23 protein-coding genes are annotated in these 21,520 nt (G+C 66.8%); 12 read left to right on the top strand and 11 right to left on the bottom strand.

Annotated features, from left to right (window positions below; translation table 11 throughout):
- The first annotated feature begins 33 nt into the window (after positions 1-33).
- Entirely contained in the window at positions 34-1,797 is a 1,764-nt protein-coding gene (gene ligA / locus BM113_RS14600; protein WP_089788791.1) for an ATP-dependent DNA ligase LigA, read from the top strand.
- A gap of 40 nt (positions 1,798-1,837) precedes the next feature.
- Here the strand turns inward: ligA and BM113_RS14595 are convergent, their stop codons facing one another.
- The 3 genes from BM113_RS14595 to BM113_RS14585 form a co-directional block, all read right to left on the bottom strand.
- Positions 1,838-3,259 (bottom strand): FAD-binding oxidoreductase, encoded by a 1,422-nt coding sequence (locus BM113_RS14595; RefSeq protein ID WP_089788790.1) that lies wholly within the window; start codon positions 3,257-3,259, stop codon positions 1,838-1,840.
- 371 nt (positions 3,260-3,630) lie between these two features.
- Positions 3,631-3,825: a cold-shock protein gene (locus BM113_RS14590; protein WP_007141746.1), complete on the bottom strand. Its 195-nt coding sequence runs from the start codon at positions 3,823-3,825 to the stop codon at positions 3,631-3,633.
- A gap of 98 nt (positions 3,826-3,923) precedes the next feature.
- The gene (locus BM113_RS14585; protein WP_089788789.1) at positions 3,924-4,388 is read right to left on the bottom strand and encodes a pyridoxamine 5'-phosphate oxidase family protein; all 465 of its coding nucleotides are present in this window, start codon (positions 4,386-4,388) and stop codon (positions 3,924-3,926) included.
- 119 nt (positions 4,389-4,507) lie between these two features.
- On the opposite strand from BM113_RS14585, the gene hisC reads away from it, so the two are divergent.
- From hisC to BM113_RS14550, 7 genes are all read left to right on the top strand, one after another.
- On the top strand, positions 4,508-5,668 hold the full coding sequence (gene hisC, locus BM113_RS14580) for a histidinol-phosphate transaminase (protein WP_089788788.1): 1,161 nt from the start codon (positions 4,508-4,510) through the stop codon (positions 5,666-5,668).
- Positions 5,665-6,198, top strand: a complete 534-nt coding sequence (locus BM113_RS14575) for an adenylate kinase family protein (protein ID WP_089788787.1) — start codon at positions 5,665-5,667, stop codon at positions 6,196-6,198. The genes hisC and BM113_RS14575 overlap by 4 nt, the downstream gene beginning before the upstream one ends.
- Complete coding sequence (locus tag BM113_RS14570; RefSeq protein ID WP_089788786.1) at positions 6,195-6,806, top strand: CDP-alcohol phosphatidyltransferase family protein; 612 nt, start codon at positions 6,195-6,197, stop codon at positions 6,804-6,806. The genes BM113_RS14575 and BM113_RS14570 overlap by 4 nt, the downstream gene beginning before the upstream one ends.
- Before the next feature lie 67 nt (positions 6,807-6,873).
- A complete protein-coding gene (locus BM113_RS14565; RefSeq protein WP_089788785.1) occupies positions 6,874-7,440 on the top strand; it encodes a multiprotein bridging factor aMBF1 in 567 nt (188 codons plus the stop codon).
- A 121-nt stretch (positions 7,441-7,561) separates the two neighbouring features.
- The gene (gene tpiA, locus BM113_RS14560) at positions 7,562-8,206 is read left to right on the top strand and encodes a triose-phosphate isomerase (protein ID WP_089788784.1); all 645 of its coding nucleotides are present in this window, start codon (positions 7,562-7,564) and stop codon (positions 8,204-8,206) included.
- Between the two features lie 67 nt (positions 8,207-8,273).
- Positions 8,274-8,705, top strand: coding sequence for a DUF8159 domain-containing protein (locus tag BM113_RS14555; protein WP_089788783.1), 432 nt, complete (start codon positions 8,274-8,276; stop codon positions 8,703-8,705).
- Positions 8,706-8,732: 27 nt separating this feature from the next.
- Positions 8,733-9,353, top strand: coding sequence for a toll/interleukin-1 receptor domain-containing protein (locus tag BM113_RS14550; RefSeq protein WP_089788782.1), 621 nt, complete (start codon positions 8,733-8,735; stop codon positions 9,351-9,353).
- Positions 9,354-9,464: 111 nt separating this feature from the next.
- Here the strand turns inward: BM113_RS14550 and BM113_RS14545 are convergent, their stop codons facing one another.
- The gene (locus tag BM113_RS14545) at positions 9,465-10,454 is read right to left on the bottom strand and encodes a J domain-containing protein (RefSeq protein ID WP_089788781.1); all 990 of its coding nucleotides are present in this window, start codon (positions 10,452-10,454) and stop codon (positions 9,465-9,467) included.
- Positions 10,455-10,796: 342 nt separating this feature from the next.
- Between BM113_RS14545 and BM113_RS14535 the strand changes: the two genes are divergently transcribed.
- The 3 genes from BM113_RS14535 to BM113_RS14525 all read left to right on the top strand — a co-directional run bounded on the left by BM113_RS14535 (position 10,797) and on the right by BM113_RS14525 (position 12,683).
- On the top strand, positions 10,797-11,225 hold the full coding sequence (locus BM113_RS14535) for a DUF3054 domain-containing protein (RefSeq protein ID WP_089788779.1): 429 nt from the start codon (positions 10,797-10,799) through the stop codon (positions 11,223-11,225).
- Between the two features lie 369 nt (positions 11,226-11,594).
- A complete protein-coding gene (locus BM113_RS14530) occupies positions 11,595-11,810 on the top strand; it encodes a DUF8015 family protein (protein WP_089788778.1) in 216 nt (71 codons plus the stop codon).
- 183 nt (positions 11,811-11,993) lie between these two features.
- Positions 11,994-12,683, top strand: a complete 690-nt coding sequence (locus BM113_RS14525) for a helix-turn-helix domain-containing protein (protein ID WP_089788777.1) — start codon at positions 11,994-11,996, stop codon at positions 12,681-12,683.
- Positions 12,684-12,840: 157 nt separating this feature from the next.
- Here BM113_RS14525 and BM113_RS14520 read toward each other — a convergent pair whose 3' ends face one another.
- Positions 12,841-13,224, bottom strand: a complete 384-nt coding sequence (locus BM113_RS14520) for a helix-turn-helix domain-containing protein (protein ID WP_089788776.1) — start codon at positions 13,222-13,224, stop codon at positions 12,841-12,843.
- A 352-nt stretch (positions 13,225-13,576) separates the two neighbouring features.
- Between BM113_RS14520 and BM113_RS14515 the strand changes: the two genes are divergently transcribed.
- Positions 13,577-16,057 (top strand): heavy metal translocating P-type ATPase, encoded by a 2,481-nt coding sequence (locus tag BM113_RS14515; protein WP_089788775.1) that lies wholly within the window; start codon positions 13,577-13,579, stop codon positions 16,055-16,057.
- A gap of 28 nt (positions 16,058-16,085) precedes the next feature.
- On the opposite strand, the gene BM113_RS14510 is transcribed toward BM113_RS14515, so the two are convergent.
- The 6 genes from BM113_RS14510 to BM113_RS14490 all read right to left on the bottom strand — a co-directional run bounded on the left by BM113_RS14510 (position 16,086) and on the right by BM113_RS14490 (position 21,514).
- A complete protein-coding gene (locus BM113_RS14510; RefSeq protein WP_177209180.1) occupies positions 16,086-16,811 on the bottom strand; it encodes an alanyl-tRNA editing protein in 726 nt (241 codons plus the stop codon).
- A 217-nt stretch (positions 16,812-17,028) separates the two neighbouring features.
- A complete protein-coding gene (locus tag BM113_RS14505; protein WP_089788773.1) occupies positions 17,029-17,736 on the bottom strand; it encodes a hypothetical protein in 708 nt (235 codons plus the stop codon).
- 307 nt (positions 17,737-18,043) lie between these two features.
- The gene (locus BM113_RS14500; protein WP_089788772.1) at positions 18,044-19,792 is read right to left on the bottom strand and encodes a cytochrome c oxidase subunit I; all 1,749 of its coding nucleotides are present in this window, start codon (positions 19,790-19,792) and stop codon (positions 18,044-18,046) included.
- Positions 19,789-20,340: a cupredoxin domain-containing protein gene (locus BM113_RS14495; protein WP_089788771.1), complete on the bottom strand. Its 552-nt coding sequence runs from the start codon at positions 20,338-20,340 to the stop codon at positions 19,789-19,791. Before BM113_RS14495 ends, BM113_RS14500 begins: the two co-directional genes overlap by 4 nt.
- Positions 20,341-20,625: 285 nt before the next feature.
- Positions 20,626-20,754, bottom strand: a complete 129-nt coding sequence (locus BM113_RS22880; protein WP_281244024.1) for a hypothetical protein — start codon at positions 20,752-20,754, stop codon at positions 20,626-20,628.
- A gap of 40 nt (positions 20,755-20,794) precedes the next feature.
- On the bottom strand, positions 20,795-21,514 hold the full coding sequence (locus BM113_RS14490) for an SCO family protein (protein WP_089788770.1): 720 nt from the start codon (positions 21,512-21,514) through the stop codon (positions 20,795-20,797).
- Between the last annotated feature and the right edge of the window lie 6 nt (positions 21,515-21,520).

Below are 21,520 nucleotides of genomic sequence, written 5' to 3'. Positions count from 1 at the left end.
CCGTTTTACTTCCCCCGGCGATAGACACCGCCGATGGAGTTCGCCACGTTCGCCGACCGAGCCGCCGCGATCGAAGCCGAGCCCGCGGATTTAGAGATCGTCGCTCACGTGCGGGACCTCCTCGAGGACGCTGGGGATCCAGAGAGTACCGATAACGGAGCCGACGACCGAATCGCGACCGTCGAGATCGTCGCCCGCTTCGTCCAGGGACGGGTGTTCCCCGCGTGGGACTCGACCACCCTCGATATCGGACCCAGCGCCTGCTACGAGGCGATCGCCCGCGCCGCCGGGCAGAACGTCGACGCCGACGACGTCGAGGAGCGCCTCGCCGACGTGGGCGAGATCGGCGACGTGGCCGCGAGCTACGACTTCGGCGGCCAGCGCGGGCTGAGCGCCTTCGCCGCCGGCCAGGGGGTCGGCGACAACGATCTCACCGTGCGCGAGGTCCACGACGAACTCGTCGACCTCGCCGCCGCCGAGGGCGAGGGCAGCGAGGACCGCAAGGTCGACATCCTCTTCGGCCTCTTCAACCGCTGCTCGAGCGACGAGGCCCGATATCTCGCCCGCCTCGTCCTCTCGGAGATGCGGATCGGCGTCGGCGAGGGCACCGTCCGCGACGCCGTCGCCGCGGCTTTCGACGTCCCCGAGGAGCGCGTCGAGCGAGCCCTGCAGGTCTCGAACGACTACGGCGAGGTCGCCCGCGTCGCCCGCGACGAAGGGCTCGAGGGGCTGGACGCGATGGAACTGGCGGTCGGCCGTCCCGTCCAGGCGATGCTCGCACAGGCCGGGACCGTGACCGACGCCCTGGAGGAGTGGGAGCAGGCCGCAGTCGAGTGGAAGTACGACGGCGCACGGATCCAGTTGCACTACGACCCGGACGGCCTCGAGTCGGCCGCCGGCGAGGCGTCCGACGCGACGACCCGCGTCTTCTCCCGGAACATGGAGGACGTCACCGGGGCGCTCCCCGAAGTCGTCGAGTTCGCCGAGGGGACGCTGGAGGGGCCGGCCATCCTGGACGGCGAGGTCGTCGCTGTCGACGAGGACGGCGACCCGCTCCCGTTCCAGGAGGTCCTCAAGCGGTTCCGCCGGAAACACGACGTCGCGAAGGCCCGCGAGGACGTTTCCGTCCGGCCGGTCTTCTTCGACTGTCTGCACGCCGACGGCGACGACCTGCTCGAGGAGCCCCTGACCGCGAGACACGACCGACTCGAGGGCGTGCTGGCCGACGGTCCACAACAGGACCCCGACGACGTCGACGGCCTCTCCCTGCTGTGGCTCGCCGACGACCCCGACGAGATCGAGTCGATCGACGCCGCGGCGCTCGAGGCGGGCCACGAGGGGATCATGCTCAAGAACCCCGACTCGGCGTACTCGCCCGGCCGACGCGGGAAGCACTGGCGCAAGCGCAAACCCGACGTGGAGACGCTGGACTGCGTGGTGACGGGTGCGGAGTGGGGCGAGGGCCGACGGGCGACCTTCCTCGGTACCTTCGAACTCTCCGTGCGCGACGAGGCGACCGGCGACCTGGAAACCGTCGGCAAGGTCGCGACCGGGATTACCGACGAGAAACTGGCCGACCTGACGGAGCGGCTCGAGCCCCACATCGCCGCGGAGGAGGGCCAGGAGGTCGATCTCGAGCCCGCCGTCGTCTTCGAGGTCGGCTACGAGGAGATCCAGACCTCGCCGACGTACTCGTCGGGGTACGCGCTGCGATTCCCGCGGTTCATCGCGGTCCGGGACGACAAGGAACCCGGGGACGCGGACACGCTCGAGCGCGTCGAGCGGTTGCGGTCGTAGCGCCGTCGACGACGGGAGCGGGATCGGTGTCGGATCGTCGCTACGCGTCGTCGGGATCGACCGTGACGTTGCGGCTGAAGACGTTCTCCGGATCGTACTCGGCTTTCACTTCGGCGAGGCGCGCGTAGCTATCGCCGTAGACCTGGTTCGTCCAGTCCTCCCAGTTGCGCTCTTCGACGCCGGTGAAACCGGCGTAAGCCCCTTCGGCTCCTTCGCGGCGGAGGCGGCGTTCGGTCTCGGCAGCCCAGTCGAGGGTCGGCCGGTTCTCGAACGCCTCCCAGTTGCCCTCGATCGTAATCATGTACTCCTTGTCGTCCCACGCGTAGGCCGCGTCGGGACCGTGGCCGACGTTGCCGCCGAGCCGCCAGATCGCGATCGCGGACATCGGGGTCGGCGCCGCCTCGGTCCGCTCGAGGACGAGGTCGTGAACGTCGTCGGTGAGGTCGTCGACGAAGACGGAGCGGTGGGTGTACTTGCGACCCCACGGGTACATCTGCGTCCCGAGGTCGTGGAGCGTCTCGTAGGGCATCACGTCGCTCATGTCGATCAGCGGCTCGGTCACGTTCCGCAGCGGCTCGATGACCTCCGCGCCTTCCTCGGGATCGCCGGCGTAACAGCCGAGGATGCCGACGGCGCTCTCGCCGGCGAGTTCGTCCGGCATCGGCGGCAGTCCGGGGACGTGACCGCTGAGGAGGATCGTCGTCAACTCCTCGGGCGCGTCGCTCATGACCTGCCGGTGGGTCTCGAGAACCGCCTCGGCCGCGTCGTACGGGTAGAAGACCCCCAGCCCCTGGACCATCGGCCCGACCTCGTAGAGGTCGAACTCGAAGCCGGTGACGACGCCGAAGTTGCCGCCGCCTCCGCGGACCGCCCAGAACAGGTCCTCGTTGCGGTCGGGCGTGGCCGTCACGAGCGTCCCGTCGGCGGTGACGACGTCGACGCTCCGGAGCGCGTCGATCCCGAGACCGTGCTTGCGCCGGATCCAGCCGATGCCGCCGCCCAGCGTCGAGCCGGGGATCCCGACGTCGCCCGCGCTGCCGGTCGGACACGCCAGTCCGTACTGCTGCGTCTCGGCGAGCACGTCTTCGACACGCGTCCCGGGTTCGACGCGGGCGACCTGGTCCCCGGGGTCGACCTGCACCGAGTCCAGCTCCGCGAGGTCGACGACGAGGCCGCCCTCGACGATCGCGCTGCCGGTCTGGTTGTGGGCACCACCGCGGACGGCGATCTCGAGGTCGTTGTCCCGCGCGAACGAGACGGCCTTGGCGACGTCCGCCGCCCCCTCGACGCGGGCGACGATCGCCGGATACTCGTTGATCAGCCCGTTCCATACGTTGCGAGCGTCCTCGTACGCCTCGCTATCCGGAAGTACGAGGTCGCCCCGCAGATCGTCGTCGAACGCCGCGATATCGTCGTCGTCGAGCCGTGCGATTACCCCTAGCGGATGCGTGTTCTCCCCCATGGTAGCAGACGTTCACATGTTCAGTACACTATTTATATTTGACGGACATGTAATGGATCGGGGCTTTCTGGGTCGCCCATTATCGGACCACTGTACTCCCGAACCCACGATTTCCCGAATACAGCCTAGCTTATTTTATCTTTCCGAATGCTGAATACACGGGCGTACGGGAGTGAAGAACGCGCTACCGATTCCGCACGGCCGACCCGCCTCTCGGCGAGGACGGCACTCCGGACGCTCGACTCCGGACCCTCGTGGAGTCGAGTACCGGCCACGTCGGTCGAACCGATTCGAGGCCGTCGCTCGCTATCGTAGGTTACAAAAAACGGAATCGCGTCGGAAATGCCGTTAAACGGCAGTTCGAAACGAGATTAGTTGCGGACGAGGTTCGTCGCGCGGGGGCCCTTGGGGGCCTGTTCGATGTCGAATTCGACGTCCTGTCCTTCCTCGAGGTCCGGGCCGCCAACGTCTTCCATGTGGAAGAATACGTCGTCGTCCGCGTCGTCCGTCGAGATGAAACCGTAGCCGCCAGTGTCGTTGAAGAAATCAACGTTACCGTTTGCCATTACAAACAAACGTATGGTCGATACCCGGATAAGTCTTCCGAGGGTAACGGTACCACGATCGATAGTATTCGAACGTCGATCCCGTCTACCGGAGCGGCTTACGCGTCGTCTCCCGGCTCGAGCCCCGGAACGAACGACTGGTCGCGGGCCACGACCGTCCCCGGCTCGAAGCGAACGAACCGCCAGCGGTCGGGATCGAGGCCCCTGAACCGGGGATCCCACTCGTTCTCCTCGGGGCCGAGATACCGTCCCAGGAGTCGCTCGGCGCGGTCCTCGTCGAACGGGACGACGTCGGCGCGGCCGCGCATCCCGACGTGATGGACGCGCCCGGTGGCGACGTCGAAGTCGACGACGGCGAGCGCGGTCCGTGGGTCCGCGGCGACGCGGTCGACGTAGGACTTCCCGGTGTCGGCGATGATCCAGATCCGCTCGTCCTCCCAGAGGTACCACAGCGGGGAGATTCTGGGTGCTGCGTCCGACGAGACGGTCCCGAAGAAACAGAACAGCGGCCGCTCGAGGACGTCCTCGAGCGGGCACTCGAGGGTGTTTTCGACGATGTCCATACGCGTCCTGCTCGCGGCCCCTACTTAGCGATTGGTGACCGGGCCGGGATCGGTCCGATCGCCCACGGCCCTCGAGAGAGGTGAGCACCCTTAAGAGCCATCGGCAACAGGGTTCCCGTATGCAACCGCGAGACCTCTCCGACCACGTCGCGTACGAAGCGGGTCGGGGGATCGAGGAAGTCGCCCGGGAACTCGACCGGGACCCCTCCGAGTTCGTCAAACTCGCCTCGAACGAGAACCCCCACGGCCCCTCCCCCGCGGCTGCCGTCGCGATCCGCGAGACCGCTTCCAGCGTCAGTTCCTACCCGAAAGCCGCCCACGCCGATCTCACCGCCGCCATCGCCGAGCAGTGGGACGTCGACGACGAGCAGGTGTGGCTTGCAAACGGCGGCGACGGCGCGATCGACTACCTCTCGCGGGCCGTCCTCGAACCCGGCGACGACGCCCTCGTTCCTGCGCCCGGCTTCGCCTACTACGGGATGAGCGCCCGCTTCCACCACGGCGACGTCCGGGAGTACGAACTCTCGAAGGGGAACGACTTCGCACAGGACGCCGAGACCGTCCTCGAGTCCTACGACGGCGACCGGATGGTGTATCTCACCAGCCCCCACAACCCGACGGGGTCGACGATCCCGCTCGAGGACGTCGCCGAGATCGCCGAGCGCACGGACGAAAGGACCCTGGTCGTCGTCGACGAGGCCTACGGCGAGTTCGCGGACCGGGACAGCGCAGTCGCGCTGATCGAGGGCCGGGACGGGTTCGACGCCCGCGACGACGTCGCCGTCCTCCGGACCTTCTCGAAGGCCTACGGGCTGGCCGGGATTCGGCTGGGGTACGCCATCGTTCCGGAAGAGTGGGGCGACGCCTACGCCCGCGTGAACACGCCGTTCGCCGCCAGCGAACTGGCTTGCCGGGCCGGGCTGGCCGCCATCGACGACGACGAACACGTCGAGCGGACGGTCGAGACGGCCCGCGAGTCCCGCACGTACATGCGGGAACACCTCGAGGCCCGCGTCTGGGAGAGCGAGGGGAACTTCGTCCTCGTCGACGTCGGCGACGCCGAGCGGGTCGCCGAGGAAGCACAGCGACGGGGCGTCATCGTCCGCGACTGCACGAGTTTCGGGCTGCCGGAGTGTATCCGGATCACCTGCGGTACCGAGGAGGAGACCGAACGCGCGGTCGAGACGGTCAACGCGGTGCTCGCGGAGGTCGACTCGGGAGCCGAATCCGAATCCGACCCCGAATCCGACCCCGATAGCCGGGAGGTGACCGACGCGTGAGAGTCGCCGTCACCGGCACCCCCGGTACCGGGAAGACAACCGCGACCGACCTCCTCGAGGAGCGCCTCGCCGAGGACGACTCCCTGCCGGACCTCGAGGTGATCCACCTCAACCGCGTCCTCGAGCGCGAGGGGCTGTACACCGAGGTCGACGCCGAGCGCGAGAGCAAGGTCGCCGACCTCGACGCCCTGGCGGAGTGGCTCGAGGGTCGGGAGGGGGTCGTCGAATCCCACCTCGCCCACCACTTCGAGGCGGACCGCGTGGCGGTCCTCCGGTGTGAACCCGAGCGACTCGAGGAGCGACTGCTCGAACGTGGCGAAACCGAGGCGAAAGCCGCGGAGAACGCCGAGAGCGAAGCCTTAGACGTCGTCCTCTCGGAAGCGGTCGAGGAGCACGGCCTCGAGTTGGTCTACGAGATCGACACGACCGACCGCGATCCCGACGGGGTCGCCGACGCGCTCGAGGCGGTCGTCACCGGGGATCGGGAACCGAGTGCCGGCGAGGTCGACTTCATGGGGTATCTCACATGACGCTGGATCAGCTTCGCCCGTACATCTCGCCGTTTCTCGACCCGTTCGTCGCGGGGTTCGACCGCGTCGGGTTGACGCCGAACGGGGTGAGCGTCCTCGCGTTCGGGACGGCGATCCTGGCCGGGGCCGCCTTCTTGCTCGGCGGCCGCGCCGATCCGATCTGGTACGTCGCCGGGGCGGTGCTGGTCTTTCTCAACGGCTGGCTCGACATCATCGACGGCGCGCTCGCCCGCGAGCAGGACGTCGCGTCGGCGGCCGGCGATCTGCTCGATCACGTCCTGGATCGCTACGCCGACATCGTCGTCATCGGCGGCCTCGCGGCCGGTATCGCCGACTACTTCCTCGGCTTCCTGGCCGTGACCGGCGTCGTGATGACCTCCTATCTCGGCACGCAGGCCCAGGCGGTCGGCCTCGAGCGGGTCTACGGCGGGGCCGTCGGCCGCGCGGATCGGCTCGCGATCATCGGGTTCGTCGGCTTCCTGGCGTACCCCTTTACGGGCACCTACGGCGGCTGGGGACTGATCGGCTGGCTGCTGGTCTTCCTCGCAGCCGTGGGCCACCTGACCGCCCTCCAGCGGTTCGCCTACTCCTGGTCGGCCCTGGACTGACCCGGAACCTCTCAATTCCGGGGACCGCGCCGCATCCTTTATGACTCGCCGCGATATAGCTTCGGGCATGGTTCAGTGCGAGATGTGTGGCGCCGAGACGTCGTCTCCGAAGACCATCAAAGTCGAGGGTGCGAAGTTAGACGTATGTTCGAACTGCACCGATTTCGGCACCGAGGTCACCCAGACCTCTAGCTCCGGCTCCTCGACGAAGTACTCGACCGGCTCGAGCAGTTCCTCGTCGGGTTCGGGCGGCTCGAGCTCGGGTGGCTCGACGGGCGGAAGCTCCTCGAGCCGATCCGGCGGCTCCGGTGGCTCCGGCGGTCGCTCCCGGTCGGACATGTTCGACGACATGGACGAACTCGCCACCGACTACGACGAGCGCGTCCGGAAGGCCCGCGAGCAGAAGGGGCTCAGCCAGTCCGATCTCGCCAACGAGTTGAACGAGAAGGCGAGTCTCATCCGGAAGATCGAGCGCGGGGACACCCTGCCCAGCGACGAGGTCCAGTCGAAACTCGAGCGGTTCCTCGAGATCGAACTCAGCGCCCAGAGCGGCTCCGGCGACGATTCGGAGTGGTCCGGCGGCTCCTCGTCGGGCAGCTACACGCTGGGCGACGTCGTCAAGCGCAAGGACTGAGTCGGCCCGGACCAGCCGGTTCGTCCGCGAGTTTTCCCGCGGTCTGTCGCTCTTCTCGGCCCACGTCCATCCTCGTCGATGACTCGCAAGCTATTTCTTTCGTGCGGGCCCTCTCACGCCCATGTTCGTCCTCGTCAACCTGAAGACGTATCCGTGTGATCCGGTCGACGTCGCGACGGCGGTACGCGACGTCGACGAAGCGACTGACGCCCGGCTGGCGGTCGCCCCGCAGGCGGCCCACCTCGAGCGCGTGGCCGAAACCGGCGTCGAAACCTGGGCCCAGCACGTCGACCCGATCGACTACGGGAGCAACACCGGTCACGCGCTCGCCGAGTCGCTCGCCGACGCGGGGGCGGACGGGACGCTGATCAACCACTCCGAACGACGGCTGAAACTCGCGGACATCGACGGCGCCGTCGAGGCTGCCGAGCGCGCAGGCCTCGAGACCGTCGTCTGCGCGAACAACCCCGAACAGATCGGTGCCGCGGCGGCGCTCGGCCCGGACGCCGTCGCCGTCGAACCGCCGGAACTCATCGGGACGGGGACCCCGGTCAGCCAGGCCGACCCCGAGGTCGTCGAGGATGCCGTCGAGGCCGCCCGGAACGTCGACCCGGACGTCTCCGTGCTCTGTGGCGCGGGGATCAGTACCGGTGACGACGTCGTCGCGGCCGGCGACCTCGGCGCCGAGGGCGTGTTGCTCGCCAGCGGGGTCGCCAAGGCCGACGATCCGCGGGCCGCGCTCGAGGATCTGGTCGATCCGCTCTGATCTTCGGCGCTGTCGTCCCGTCGTCCGACCACAATCACTTTTCTCGGTACTCGTCCAACGACCACCCATGACCGACGAGCGACCGGTGGCCGTCGCGCTCGAGAACCGACTCATGAGCCACGGGATCTACGTGCTGTCGTGCGAGCGACTGGACGAGGACGGCGAAGGGGAGGATGGCGAAGAGGAGGACGGCGAGATCGAGGCGAGCGGGGGCACACGTCCCGCGTTCGCCCTCGAATACGAGGCCGTCGCGGAACCCCCGGTCGTCACGAGCGACGAGGTCGGCGCGGTCGTCCGAACCCTGCTCTCGATCGCCGACGAGCGGGAGTGGACCCCCGGCCGACTCGAGGCGACCTCGCTGACGACGGACGGCGACCTGCGCGGGCGCTGGCACGTCGAGGCCGACTGGTTCGATCGGCTCGGGATCGGCCTCTCCGACGTCGAGTTCTCCGAGCGCGTCCTCGAGACCGTAACTACGGGTGAGGATCACGTAAATTAATGGTGGAGGGGTAACGTACCTCAGTCAATGCCGGGGGAACAGCTCTACGTCTCGCACGCGCCGGGCGACGTCGAACTCGTCCAGGAGCTGTTCGCTACGGTCAAGAACTTCCCAATCGGAGTCCACGTCGCCCTCGAGGAGGTCGAGTCGGGCCGCTCGCGGAAGCGACTCGAGGGCCGGATCGCCAACAGCGACGTCGTCGTCGCAGTATTGACCGACCGCTCGGAGCACAACCAGTGGATCCATCAGGAGATCGGCTACGCCCGAGCGAAGGGGATCCCGATCGTTCCGATGTACGACAGCGAAAAGCGACGCGCCGGCTTCGTCGACGACGCCGAGGGCGTCGCGATCGATCGGGAGAATCCCTCGGTGACGGTGTTCAACCTGCTCAGTCGGCTCCGCAGCGAACTCGCGCCCCTCGGCGCGCTGTCGGTGCCCAACTGGTACGTGCAGTTTCCCTGTACGGTTCCGAACTGTGATCAGCCGGTCGTCCTCGAGATCGACCGGGATCAGACGAAGCTCTGGAAACTCCACCGCAACGGCCACCGGCTGTCGGCCGACTGTGACGGCTGTGGCTCGCGGTACTATTTCGACCCGGGGACGATCGGCTACCTCGGTCGCGAGGAACCGAACGGCCGCCGGCAGTAACCCGCGCTCTGTCGCCAGTTACAGCGGTAGCGAGGCGAAAGCCCACTCGGTCACGGGTGGGATGAAGCCGACAACTGGGTAGCAAACCAGGGGAGTCGGCCAGCCTGATATTCACGCGTCGTCCTCGGCTTCTCGCAACCGCTCGTAGGCGTCGGTGACCAGCTGAAACGCCGAGCGGCTACCGCTCCGTCGATCGGGGTGCGCTCGCTTGACCTGCACCCGGTAGGCCTCGTGGATCTCCTCGAGCGTCGCGTCGTCCCCCACGCCGAGGACCTCGCGGGCCCGCGTCGTACGCATGGCCACCGACTCGAGGATGCCGTCTTCCTCGGCCTCGGCCTTGCAGGCGGGACAGAGCCACTCGGTTCGGCCGTCGATCGTCGTGACGCGGTAGCGTTCGACGGCGACGGCGTCGCGACACTGCGTGCACCGGTTTCGGTCCCGGTCGTAGTCGCGGTCGTCGGTCGGCAGGGAGCCGCCGCCATCGATACCGTCGTCGTCACTCGAGTCGGAGCGGGAACTCGAGCCGCCCGCCGTGTCCGTCGTCGTCCCCGTCTCGGTCCGGGTGCTCGAGTCGGGCCCGGATCCGCTATCGCGGTCCACGCCGCCCGGCCGGAACACGTCGTCCCGTTTCGCAGCCTCGATCGCACACGACCGACAACAGGAGAGCGTCGTCCCGTCGGTCACCATGAGCGTCTCGAGGTCCGTCTCGGGAACCGACTGGGCACACCCGTCGCAGGTGGCTCGCTGGTGATCGATCGAGGAGTTGCCGGTCGACTCCGTGACCCGGGTAGAACTCCCGGAGCGGGCGCTCGAGGAGCCGGTCCGCCCGGCGTTCGAGGAGTCGCCGGCCTGTGGTTCGGAGCCGCCGGAACCGGGGGAGGTAGCGGTCGACCGAGTACGGGAACCGGAACGGGTGCGGGCCGAATCGGACGACGCCGAGCGGTCGCCGGCCCGGTCCCTCACCGCCCGCGCGTGTTCGGCACACTCGGGACAGCAGGTCACCCGCTCCCCGCCGGGCATCGTCACCGTCGTCGCCTCCGCTTCGGGGACCGTCCGATCACAGCCGTCACACGCGGTTCGCGTTCGTCGTTGCCCCGACACGGTCGCAGTGGTTCGCAGCCATCCCTTATGAGTCCTGTGTGGTAATTACGGAACGCGAAAACGCCCGCCTGGACGTCCACGAGCGAAGCGTAAGACCGGTCTACGGCCCCTCGAGGGAGGCGAGTTCTTCGGACCGATCACCGATACGAATACCGAAGCGTCCCGAGAGGGACGCCCCGCCTGCACGGGGTCGGTTCGTCGGTCGCCCGTTCCGTCGAACGACGTCGTTCGGACAGCGGTCGTCCGGCAGGCGTTCGCTCCCCATCGTCCGGCCGCGAAAGGGCCGCGGGGGAAGCGTCGCGAACCGGGACACCGATAGTGCCGGGGCACCCATCGGTCGATATGGACACGGCAACTCGAGCCGGCACCGGACGCGGTCTCTTCGATCGAGACGCGCTAGCGCTCGGTGTCGCCGATCTCGCGGTCCTCGTCGCCTTGATCCTCGTCGGACAGCGTTCCCACGACGTCAATATCGTTACCGAGCCGCTGGCATCGCTGGAGACCATCGTTCCGTTCGCGATCGGCTGGATCGCGGCATCGATTCTGGTCGGGCTGTACGCCCGCGGCGTCGCGACGACTCCGTCTCGAGTCGCCCGCCTGACGGCTGTGAGCTGGATCGCGGCGGCGAACGTGGGGTTCATCCTGCGTGGGTCGCCAGTGTTCGCGGGCGACGCGCCGTGGACGTTTACGGTCGTCATGACCGGGACCGGACTCGTCGCGCTAGTCGGCTGGCGAGTCGCGTACGCCGTATACGCGACCCGATCGGCGTAACCCTCGGCCGGTCCGGTCCCGCCGGAGATGCCCGACCCTCGAGAGATGTATCACGAACAGAATACGAAAAATCCTCCGATGAAACAAACTACATTATAAAGCATTATATTTGTCCAGCCGTGGCAAGTCATTCGACGCTATCCGGCTCGCTCCCTTCTTGCGGTTAACAAATTACCATTGTCAGTTCCTACATGTTCCTTGCCACTAACCCGGCCCGGTACGCGAAATCTTTCGTGAGTATTCGTTACCTAATAACCAGCCTATAACTTATGAGAATTATATGCTGTGAATATGGATTAGAAACTGGTCAAGTACTGGCCGATTATGGGAAACACTTATATACGCATTTCTCATACTATTAGTTAGATTATGACTGGATATTACGACATCGTTCTCGGCCTCATCCCAGTCGCACTGCTCGGGATCACCGCAGCCCTCCTCGTCGTTGGCATGTCCTTTACCACGGCAGTCCCGATCGGCGCGTTCGTCGCGATGGGAATCATCGGCCATGCGATGTTCGTGAACACGCCTGCGGACGCCTCCGACGAGGCCCAGTCGGCCCGACCGCCGCTCAACGCGGACTAATCCAGTCATCCTTCGTCTCGGCATCCCTCGTCTCGTTTTCCTTCCGTTTCCGCTCGTTCGACAACCGTCCTCGGTCGCGCTCGTGTAGGGACGGGAAGCGTCTCTCCGCTACACCTGCCGTCGGTTCCCACCCAGTTGGAACGTGACCGATCATATATTCGCTCGAGTGCGGTGGATACGAACATGGCCACCGACGCTTCCACAGCGACGAGTCCGGAGTCGAGGGGCACTCCGCTCGAGGCGACGCTACTCGTCGACCCGCCGGATTGTCCGCTCGCCCGGAAGGCCCCGGACGCGGCGGAGGTCTCCCAGACACTGTCGTGTGCCGGTGACTGTCGCACCTGTCACAGCGAAGTGACGGTCGCGTCGCGAAACGGGACCGGGAACGGGGCCGGGGTCGGGACCGGGACCACGGGAAAGGGCAGCGGTGGCGAGCGGATCCACACCTCGGCAGACATCGGATCGGACTGTGTCTGCCCGGCGATCTCGGCCTTCGACTGCGTCTTCTCGCTCGAGTCCATCAGGGACGGATCGCTCGTCTTCACGATCGTCGTTCGCGACCGGGAGTTGATTACCGACATCGTCGCCGCGATCCGCGAAACCGGCGGCTCGGTGCGACTCGAGCGAATCACTACCGACGAAGCCGAAGCCGGAGCCGGAGCCGAGCGGGACGAGCCGTCGGTCGACGCAGCCGACATCACGGCCAAGCAGCGGGAGGCGATCGAACTGGCGGTGGAATTGGGCTACTACGACCGGCCCCGGCGGACGGACCTTCAGGAGCTTGCGGATAGACTGGAAATTTCGCGATCGGCCGTCTCACAGCGACTCAACGCGGCGGAGTCGAAGTTGCTCAGATCGTTTCTCTCGTCGTGAGTCGGCGGTCGGAGAGCACTATCGTCGGAGGATGAATGCACGGAGAGGACGACTCGTAGGGATTGCTGTCCCGATGTACCGGCGCGACCGCCGTCGGGTCGCGATTGTGCCGGAACTGACAACGAGTACGACGGGCTCCGTCTTCCAGCAAACCGTATCAGCCGTTCGACGCCGACATCGCTCCCTCGAGGACGCTCTCGACGACCGTAGCCTCGGCCGAGCGGAGCCGCTGGGAGACCGCCGATTTCGAGATATCGAGCTCCTCGGAGAGCGCCTGGAGGTCGACCGATCGGGGCTGGTCGTAGTATCCTCGCTTGAACGCCAACTCGAGGGCTTCCCACTGTTTCGGCGTCAGGTCGCGGAGATCGACCCGGACGCTCGAGGGACGGTTCTGTGGCGGGACGAGGTCGTCGGCCCCACCGTCGGGGACGACGCGGGCGTCGACGACGTCGTCGACGCGATCGACGAGGTCCAGAATCGTTTCCTCGTCAGTCACGGTGACGGTGATCCGGAACCGGTCGTCGATCGACTCGTCGCTCATCGGCGGTCACCCCCGTTCGCGGGACCGGCGGCTTCGAGAGGGCGAAAACCCGTTTCCGGAAGCCAGTCTCCGGCCTGGGTGGCGCATCCGGGGCGGGACCGCCGAGCGGTGGCCTCGAGCGCGACCCTCCGCCCGTTCTTGGGGCCCGAATGCCTGGTCGGCCCGTCCCGGATCGGATAATGGCTCATGCGTGTGAGAACGTACCCCGAACCGATTTAGCCACCTCTTTATATTACAGTTATTTATAAGCTCCTCGCGAGTCCTGCCGGTTTTCGGCGTCTCAGGTACGGTATCCGTCGAACATATTCGTCACCACGTCTATCGGCCGAGTGGTCCAACGGTCGGTCAGGGGATGACCACCTGTTCACTCTGTGAGTTGCCGACGCCGGAGCAGCCGGTGACCGAGGAGGGCGTCGACGGCACCTTCTGCTGTCGTGGCTGTCTCGAGGTCAGCCGAACGCTTTCGGCGAGCGACGACCTCGACGTCGACCGCGAGGCTGTCAGGGAACGCGCCCACGACTCCGACGGCGACGAGCACCGCGACGTCCCCGACGACGCCGAGGTGGCGTTTCTCTCGATCGACGGTATGCACTGCTCGACCTGCGAGGGGTTCGTTGGCCTGCTCGGTGAGCGAAGCGAGGGCATCCGCCGCGTCGAGGCCAGTTACGCCACCGACACCGCCCGCGTCGTCTACGATCCCGACGACCTCGAGCGGGCGGATCTCCCCGACACGCTGTCGGCACACGGCTACGACGCGCGGTTCCCCGACGAGGAGGTCGACGGGCGCACCCGGAACGACGACCTCGTCCAGCGACTGCTCGTCGGCGGATTCATGGCGATGTTGATCATGCCGTGGTACCTCTTCTACCTCTACCCCAGTTACGTCGGCCTCGAGACGGGAATTCTCACCGTCGACGCGACGACCTCGGTCGGGTTCTACCTGCCCATGGCCTTTATCGGTCTGATGACGGCCGTGGTCCTGTGCTACACCGGCTATCCCGTCCTCAGAGGCGCCTACGTCAGCCTCCGCGTCGGTCGGCCGAACATGGATCTGCTGATCGCGATCGCGGCGGTCGCAGCCTACGCCTACAGCACGGTCGCCCTCGCGATGGGCAGTATGCACCTCTACTACGACGTAACCGTCGCGGTGATCATGGTCGTCAGCCTCGGTACCTACTACGAGCGACGGATCAAAGGGCGGGCGACCGACCTCCTCTCGGATCTGACCGCCGCCCGGACGCGCGAGGCGACCCGTCGCACCGCGGGCGGCACGGAGACCGTCTCCGTCGACGACGTAGAGCCCGGCGACGAGGTCGTCGTCCGGCCGGGCGAACGGGTCCCGATCGACGGGCAGGTGCTCGAGGGCACCGCGGACGTCGACGAGTCGGTGCTGACGGGCGAGTCATTACCCGTAACCAAGACCGTCGGCGACGCGGTCGTCGGGGGCGCGGTCGTCACCGACAGCGCGCTCGTGATCGAGGTCGACGAGGACGCCGAGAGCACGCTCGACCGGATCGCCACGCTGCTGTGGGAGATCCAGAGCGAGTCGCCCGGCGTCCAGCGGTTCGCGGACAAGCTGGCGACGATCTTCGTTCCGTTCGTCCTCGTGCTCGCGACGGTCGTCACCGCCTACCGGCTCGCGACCGGGACGGCTCCAGCCGACGCCCTGCTGACCGGACTGACCGTGCTGGTCGTCTCCTGTCCCTGTGCGATGGGGCTTGCGACGCCGCTGGCGGTCGCGTCCGGGCTGCGCGATGCCCTCGAGCGCGGCGTCGTCGTCACGAATTCGGCACTGTTCGAGTCCGCGACCGCCGCGGACACGCTCGTCTTCGACAAGACCGGAACGCTGACCGAGGGCGAGATGGAGGTGCTCGCGGTCGACGGCGATCGGGATGCCGTCCGGAAGGCCGCGGCGGTCGAACGGCTCTCCGAGCACCCGGTCGCGGCCGCGATCACGGCGTACGCGGACGGACTCGAGGACGAAGATGCGGTGGCGACACCGGAGGCCGTCCGGGCCGACGGTGGCGTCGCCGACCCAGCCGTGGCGACGGAGCCGACCCCGCCAGGTGACTCGACCTCGAGCCCCCTGGGCCCCGTCGAGGAGTTCGAACGCCACCCCGGCGAGGGTGTCAGCGGCCGCGTCGACGGCGACCGCGTCGTCGTGGGTACGGTCGACCTCGTCGAACGGCTCGTCGGCTCCGTCCCCGACGACCTCGAGGCGACCGCGACGAAAGCGCGGGAGCGCGGCCGTCTACCCGTCGTCATTGGCTACGACGGCCGGGCACGGGCCGTCGCCGTCGTCGGGGACCGCGCCCGCGACGAGTGGCGCGACGTCCTCGAGGCGGTCGATGACCGCGAGGTCGTCGTCCTCACCGGCGACGACGAGTCGGCGGCCGAGGAGTTCCGCGACCACCCCGCTGTCGACCGGGTCTTCGCCGGCGTCCCGCCGGACGGCAAGGTCGAGACGGTCCGACGGCTCTCGAGGGGTGGCGTCACAGCTATGATCGGCGACGGGACCAACGATGCCCCGGCGCTGGCCGCGGCCGACCTCGGGATCGCGCTCGGCAACGGCACCGCGCGGGCGGCCGACGCCGCGGACGCGATCGTCACCGACAGCGACCTGCGGGACGTCCACACCGTGTTCGATCTGGCGGCGGGGACCCGACGGCGCATCCGCGAGAACATCGGCTGGGCCTTGCTGTACAACGCGGTCGCGATCCCGCTTGCCGCACTCGGGGCCATCAACCCGCTGTTCGCGGCGGTCGCGATGGCGACCAGCAGCCTGCTGGTGGTCAAGAACTCCTCGCGGCCCGTAATCGGCGGCGAGCCGTGACTCGAGGTCGAGCACCCCGTCTTCGCCCTTAGCCGTCCGACAGTTCGAACTCGAGTCGCTCGACGTCCGCTCCTTTCGACGTCGTGTCCGTGATCGTGATCCCGCCGAGTTCGCCGAGGCTGGAGGCGTGCGTGCCGCCACAGGGGCACATGTCGAAATCCTCGATCTCGACGACCCGCAGCGGATCGACGGAGTCGGGAATCATGTCAAGCAGCGCGCGCCCGTCGTCGACCTCTTCCTCGACGGCCGGTCGCGGTCGGTTCTCCTTGACCACCGGGAGGTCGCGCTCGATCGCCTCGTTGCTGCGGCGCTCGATGAGCGCGAGGTCGTCCTCGTCGAACGAGGCGGGCTCGAAGTCGATCCGCGACCGATCGGGATACACCTGGTTGCCGGCGGTGCTCGCGCCGAACTCGTCGAGCACTACCCGGGACACGACGTGCTGGGCAGTGTGCATCCGACTCAATCGTCGGCGACGCTCCTCGTCGATGCGACCCTCGACCGTCGTCCCTTCCGTCGGGGGCTCGCCGGATCGAAGTTCGATGTCGTGGCGCACGTCGCCGTGATCTTTCTCGACGTCGACGACGTCTGCGACCCCGCCGTCCCACTCGAGGACGCCCCGGTCGGACGGCTGTCCGCCGCCCTCGGGGTAGAAGTAGGTGCCGTCCAGGAACACGCTGTCCCGGCTCGCTTCGGTGACGGTGGCCGTGAACGTCGTCACGTCGTCCGCGTCGGGAAGGTATCGAAGCTCGGTCACGGGTCGGGGTTGGACCTCGAGAAGCAAAGACGCTACCGGTCCGCTCGAGTCGATGGGCGAACCGACCGTCCCGGACCGTCATCGACTCCTCACCGGCGTGGGGTCCTGGTCGTCGAGGGACAGCAGTCGGAACGGGACCGATAAAAGAAAGCGGAGAGGAGCGACGGAGAAGGCAGAAGACGTCCCCTCGAGCGACGGCTGCGATTTATAGCCCGTACTACCCGGACTCGGATTCGGACGGAATCGACCCGATCCGTTTGACGCGCCGGTCGACCATCTCGCCGTCCTCGTCGACGAGTTCGACGACGAACTGGTCGTGTCCCGCGGCATCGATCTCGAACTCGTAGGGCGGTTCGTCGACGGTCGTGATCTCGCCGTCGGCGTCGGAGACGACCACGCGGTCGTACCCCTCCTCGTGGGAGATCGAACACGTGACGAGTTCGTCGGTCTTCGAACACTCGAGCTCGGGGGGTGCGACGCTCTGCGTGCCGTCGGTCGACGACGGCTGGAAGTCGAGCACCATCGGGCCGAACGGCAAGCTCCCTAGCAGAATCACTAGGGCGAGGAACACGGCCAGGTTGATCTTGGAGCCGTGACGGGCGATCGTCCCGGTGACGCCAGTCGCCCCGGATCGACGGAGGCGGATGACCAGCGGCACGACGACGAAGTGGGTCAGCGGCCCCCACAGGATCAACACGAACCCGTAGGCCATCGTGTAGTACATGACCGTCAGGTCCGGCCGGTACGACAGCAGGAGGTTCGAGAAGGCCCAGAGCATGAGCCCGAACCACACCAGCGCGCCGCTTTTGAGGTAGCGCCAGACCGTCGTGTTGGTGTAGTAAACGTTCAACAGGTTGCGCCAGGCCTGTCTCGCTGTGCGTCGGACGATTCCGGGTCGTGAGGGAACGTGCTGCGAATCGGGCATGGATCGTCTGGTGATGTGTTGAGTGGATCGTATCGTGGCGAACGTCGCTCGAGTCGAGTCGGACGAGTTAGATCGGGTCAGTTCACGGTTCACGGTTCACGGTTCACGTACCGGCTCGCCACAACGACGGGTCGGTACGGCGTGTGACGGTCGGGAACGGGACGACCGAGCCGCCGTCAGCGAACGACGGCGGGAGGGGCGAACGGTGGGACCGGGACGGGTGTCGGGACCGGGTCCCGGTCGGAATCGGAATCCGATTCCGATCCCGGTTCCGAACCCGGATCCAAGGTCGGACCCACAGACGAGCTTACGCCCCGATCGACCACAGCTGCGTGAGCAGGAACCAGTTCAGCGCGTACGCGACGACGAACACCCCCAGGAAGAACAGACAGAGCACGAAGGTGCCACGCATCTCGTAGGCGTGAACCGGGTCCTCCGGATCGGTCGCCATCTCGAGGCCGCCGTCGGCCACGAGGTCGCCGTTTCCACCGGGCTCGATCCGGTCGCCGAACAGCAGCGAGCCGACGGCAAGCAGGACGAACAGCGCGCCGCCGGTGATCGCCAGCAGCGCGAAGACGCCGAAGACGTTGAACAGCGGCGCGGCCTCGATGAGGCTGAAGTCGGTCCGCGGGATGTTCCGGACGACTTCCGCGGTCCGGCGGGGGATCCCGTAGAGGATGCCGAGGTACATCATCATCAGCGCGGTGACCGCCATCGCGCTGCAGTAGAGGTACGGCTGGAACGAGGCCAGCTTCGAGGAGACGAACTCCCGCATGAACATCGTCCTGATGACGAAGTAGACGACGCCCATGAACGTGACCGTCGTCCCGAGCACGACCGTACTGTGGAAGTGGCCGACCGTCGCGAACGTGTTGTGCCAGCTCATGTTGAGCTGGAGCTGGCCCATCATCACGCCGGTGATGCCCCCGAGGAACCCGAAGAGGATGATCGCGAAGATCGAGGTCGAGAACATCGGGTTCTTCCAGGGTGCGGACGTGAGCCAGCCGAAGAGGCCGCCGCCCTTACCGCGCTTGCGGCGACCCGCCTCGAGGCCGGCCGGGATCGTGAAGGCGTGGACGAGGCTGGCGAAGGTCGCCCCGTAGAACGCGTAGGAGGTGTTCCAGACGCGCCAGCCGACCGAGAGCCCGGGGTCGACCATCAGGTGGTGGGCCGCGCCCAGGTTGATGAAGAACAGGTAGAGGATGAACGCGGTCCGGGAGACCTTCTCGCTGACGACTTCGGCACCGGCGAGGACGTGGGTGAAGAGGTACCAGACGACGATCATCGCCACGAGGTTGATCTGCTGGGTGCCGTGGCCGATGATCCAGAACCACTGTCGGTAGACGCCGGCGTCGAACCACTCCGCGAGACCGAAGTTGTAGGCCAGCGCGCCCGCGAAGGCGACGAGGCCGCCGACCAGCGCCTCGACGGCGATGATCCCGGTGACGAACGCGCCGAACGTGACCAGCGGCAGCGTGCCGCCGTTCTCGCGTTTCTCGTACCAGATCGTCAGGAAGAACGGCAGCGCCGCGACGACGATCCCGACGATGTAGACGATCGCACCGGCGTAGAACAGCGGGTTGACCTCGAGGGGGACGTACGCGGTCAGCAGCGGTGCGTTGTCGGCGACCGGGTTCCCGGAGGCCGTCCAGATGGCGTAGTAGATCGTCAGGACGCCGGCGATCATGACGACGTACCCGACCTTCGCCAGCGACGGCAGCGGCAGTTTGCGGCCGAGTACCATCGGGCCGCCGACGTAGAGGATCGCGACCTCCATGAACACGATCCAGAACAGGAGCATGCTCCAGGCGTGCATGCTCAGGTGCTTGTAGTAGTCGCCCGGCTCGAGGAGGCCGATGAGCTCCCACCGCGTGGTGGCGACGGTGGTCGCGAAGAGCCCCCCGATCAGCAGGAAGACGACCGCAGTCACCCCGAACAGTTTGACGTGGTTCTCGACGGTCCGGTGGACGTCGAAGCCGGTCACCGAACACGTGCGGAACCCGTCGTCGTCGTACTCGTTGTCGAACCAGCCGAAGACGTCGAGCGCGTGTGTCATTGTGACCCCTCCTCGACGATGATCGTTCCGTGCATGCCGCGGTGGCCCTCGCCACAGAACTCGTTACAGAGCACGTGGTAGGTCCCGGGTTCGTCGAACTCCATGGGGACGACCCACTCTTCGCCGGGCATCACGTGCAGGTTGATCTGCTGGCTCAGGGCGTGTTCCGGGCGGATCGAGAAGCCGTGCTGGACGTCGTACGAACTCAGGTGGAAGTCGTACTCCCTACCGGTCTCGAGGACGACCGGGAGCCCGTCCCAGTCGAAGCGCTGGCCGACGACGAAGACGTCGTCGCCGTCGGGGACGTACGCGCCGTCCTCGCGCTCCTCGGCGGCGTCTTTGAAGGCGTCGACTTTCTCCCGGAGTTCGTCCTCGGTGACGCGGTAGGTCTCGCCGATCGGGTTCTGGTCGCCGATCCGGGTGAACGCGCTCATCCACCCGAACAGTACCAGCGCCCAGCCGACGCCGAGCCCCAGCCAGATCGATTCACGTCTGTTGACGGGTTGGTCCCACCAGTTTCCTTTCGGCGGTTTGATCGGTGACGTCATACTGAATCACCCCGATGGAATCGTCAGTAGATCCAGCATCCCCCAACCGGAGTACGACAGCGCAAAAAACAGCAGCGCTGCCGCTGCGAGAAGCCAGATTCGGTTATACAACCGTTGCATGAACGGTATCTCCTCTCCGCTATCTGTGGTCGTCATAGCTCGCTCCAGGCGGAACTCGGTACCCCACCCCCCTATTCATTCTCCCGTACATATTCGATAGATCAGATAGCAGTAGTTATTGGATCAGCTACTATCTTTATTGAATTGATATAATTCGGTGAAGAATCACGGCGACGACGAGGCGACGTGTGGGTGTCCGGCGTCCGTCAGGATCGAAACGATCCTGCCGCCATCGACGAACCGATCGTCGGTCCCGAGCGGCTGATCCTCGCCCACGCCCGTGCCCTCGAGCACGGGAGCGGTGGGGTCTCGACTCTCTTCACCCCATCTCACCTCACCACTCCTCGAGCAGCGTTCGGACGTCGTCGACGACGTCCGCCGGTGTGGGCACGTCACCGGTGTAGGCGCGTTCGACGTGGCCGCCCTCGTTGACGACCAGCACCAGGTTGGTGTGCATGAACGCCATCCCGTCCGCGTCGTCCGTTTCCGCGAACGTGACCCCGAACGTGTCGTCGACGACGTCCGTGGCCGCTGCCGGCGTCTCCGGGCGCAGCGTGTACCAGTTTCCAGCGTCGTCGTCGACGCCGTGGTCCTCCTCGTACGCCGCCAGCACTTCCGGCGTGTCGTGTTCCGGGTCGAACGTGACCGGACACAGGGTTACGTCGTCCGCGTACCCCTCCTCGAGCGAGTCCGCCTGGACGTGCACGAGGTTCGCCATCAGGCCGGGACAGGCCGACGAGCACCGCGTGAACAGGAACGTGTACAGCGAGTGGCGCTCCCCGACGAAGTCGGTCGTGGTGACCTCCCGGTCGGCCAGCGGCGCGGGGATCGTCACCTCGGGCACCTCGTCGCCGTAGGTCGGGTGGGGAAGTTCCGCGGCGACGTCCTCGTCGTAGCCCTCCGGCGGCGACAGGACGACGTCGTCCCGGTCGGCAGCCCGGAGATCGGTACAGCCGGCGGTCGCCGCGACTGCGAGGGTTCCTCCGGTCCCGGTCGCTTTGAGGAACGACCGCCTGTCGAGGGCCGGCGTCGAAGGGACGTCGTCGGAGGCCATGGTCTC

This window comes from Natronobacterium haloterrestre (genome assembly GCF_900112205.1).
Classification (GTDB): Archaea; Halobacteriota; Halobacteria; order Halobacteriales; family Natrialbaceae; genus Natronobacterium; species Natronobacterium haloterrestre.
The sequence above is the reverse complement of the archived record's forward strand: the minus strand, read 5'-3'. Positions and strand labels throughout refer to the sequence as shown.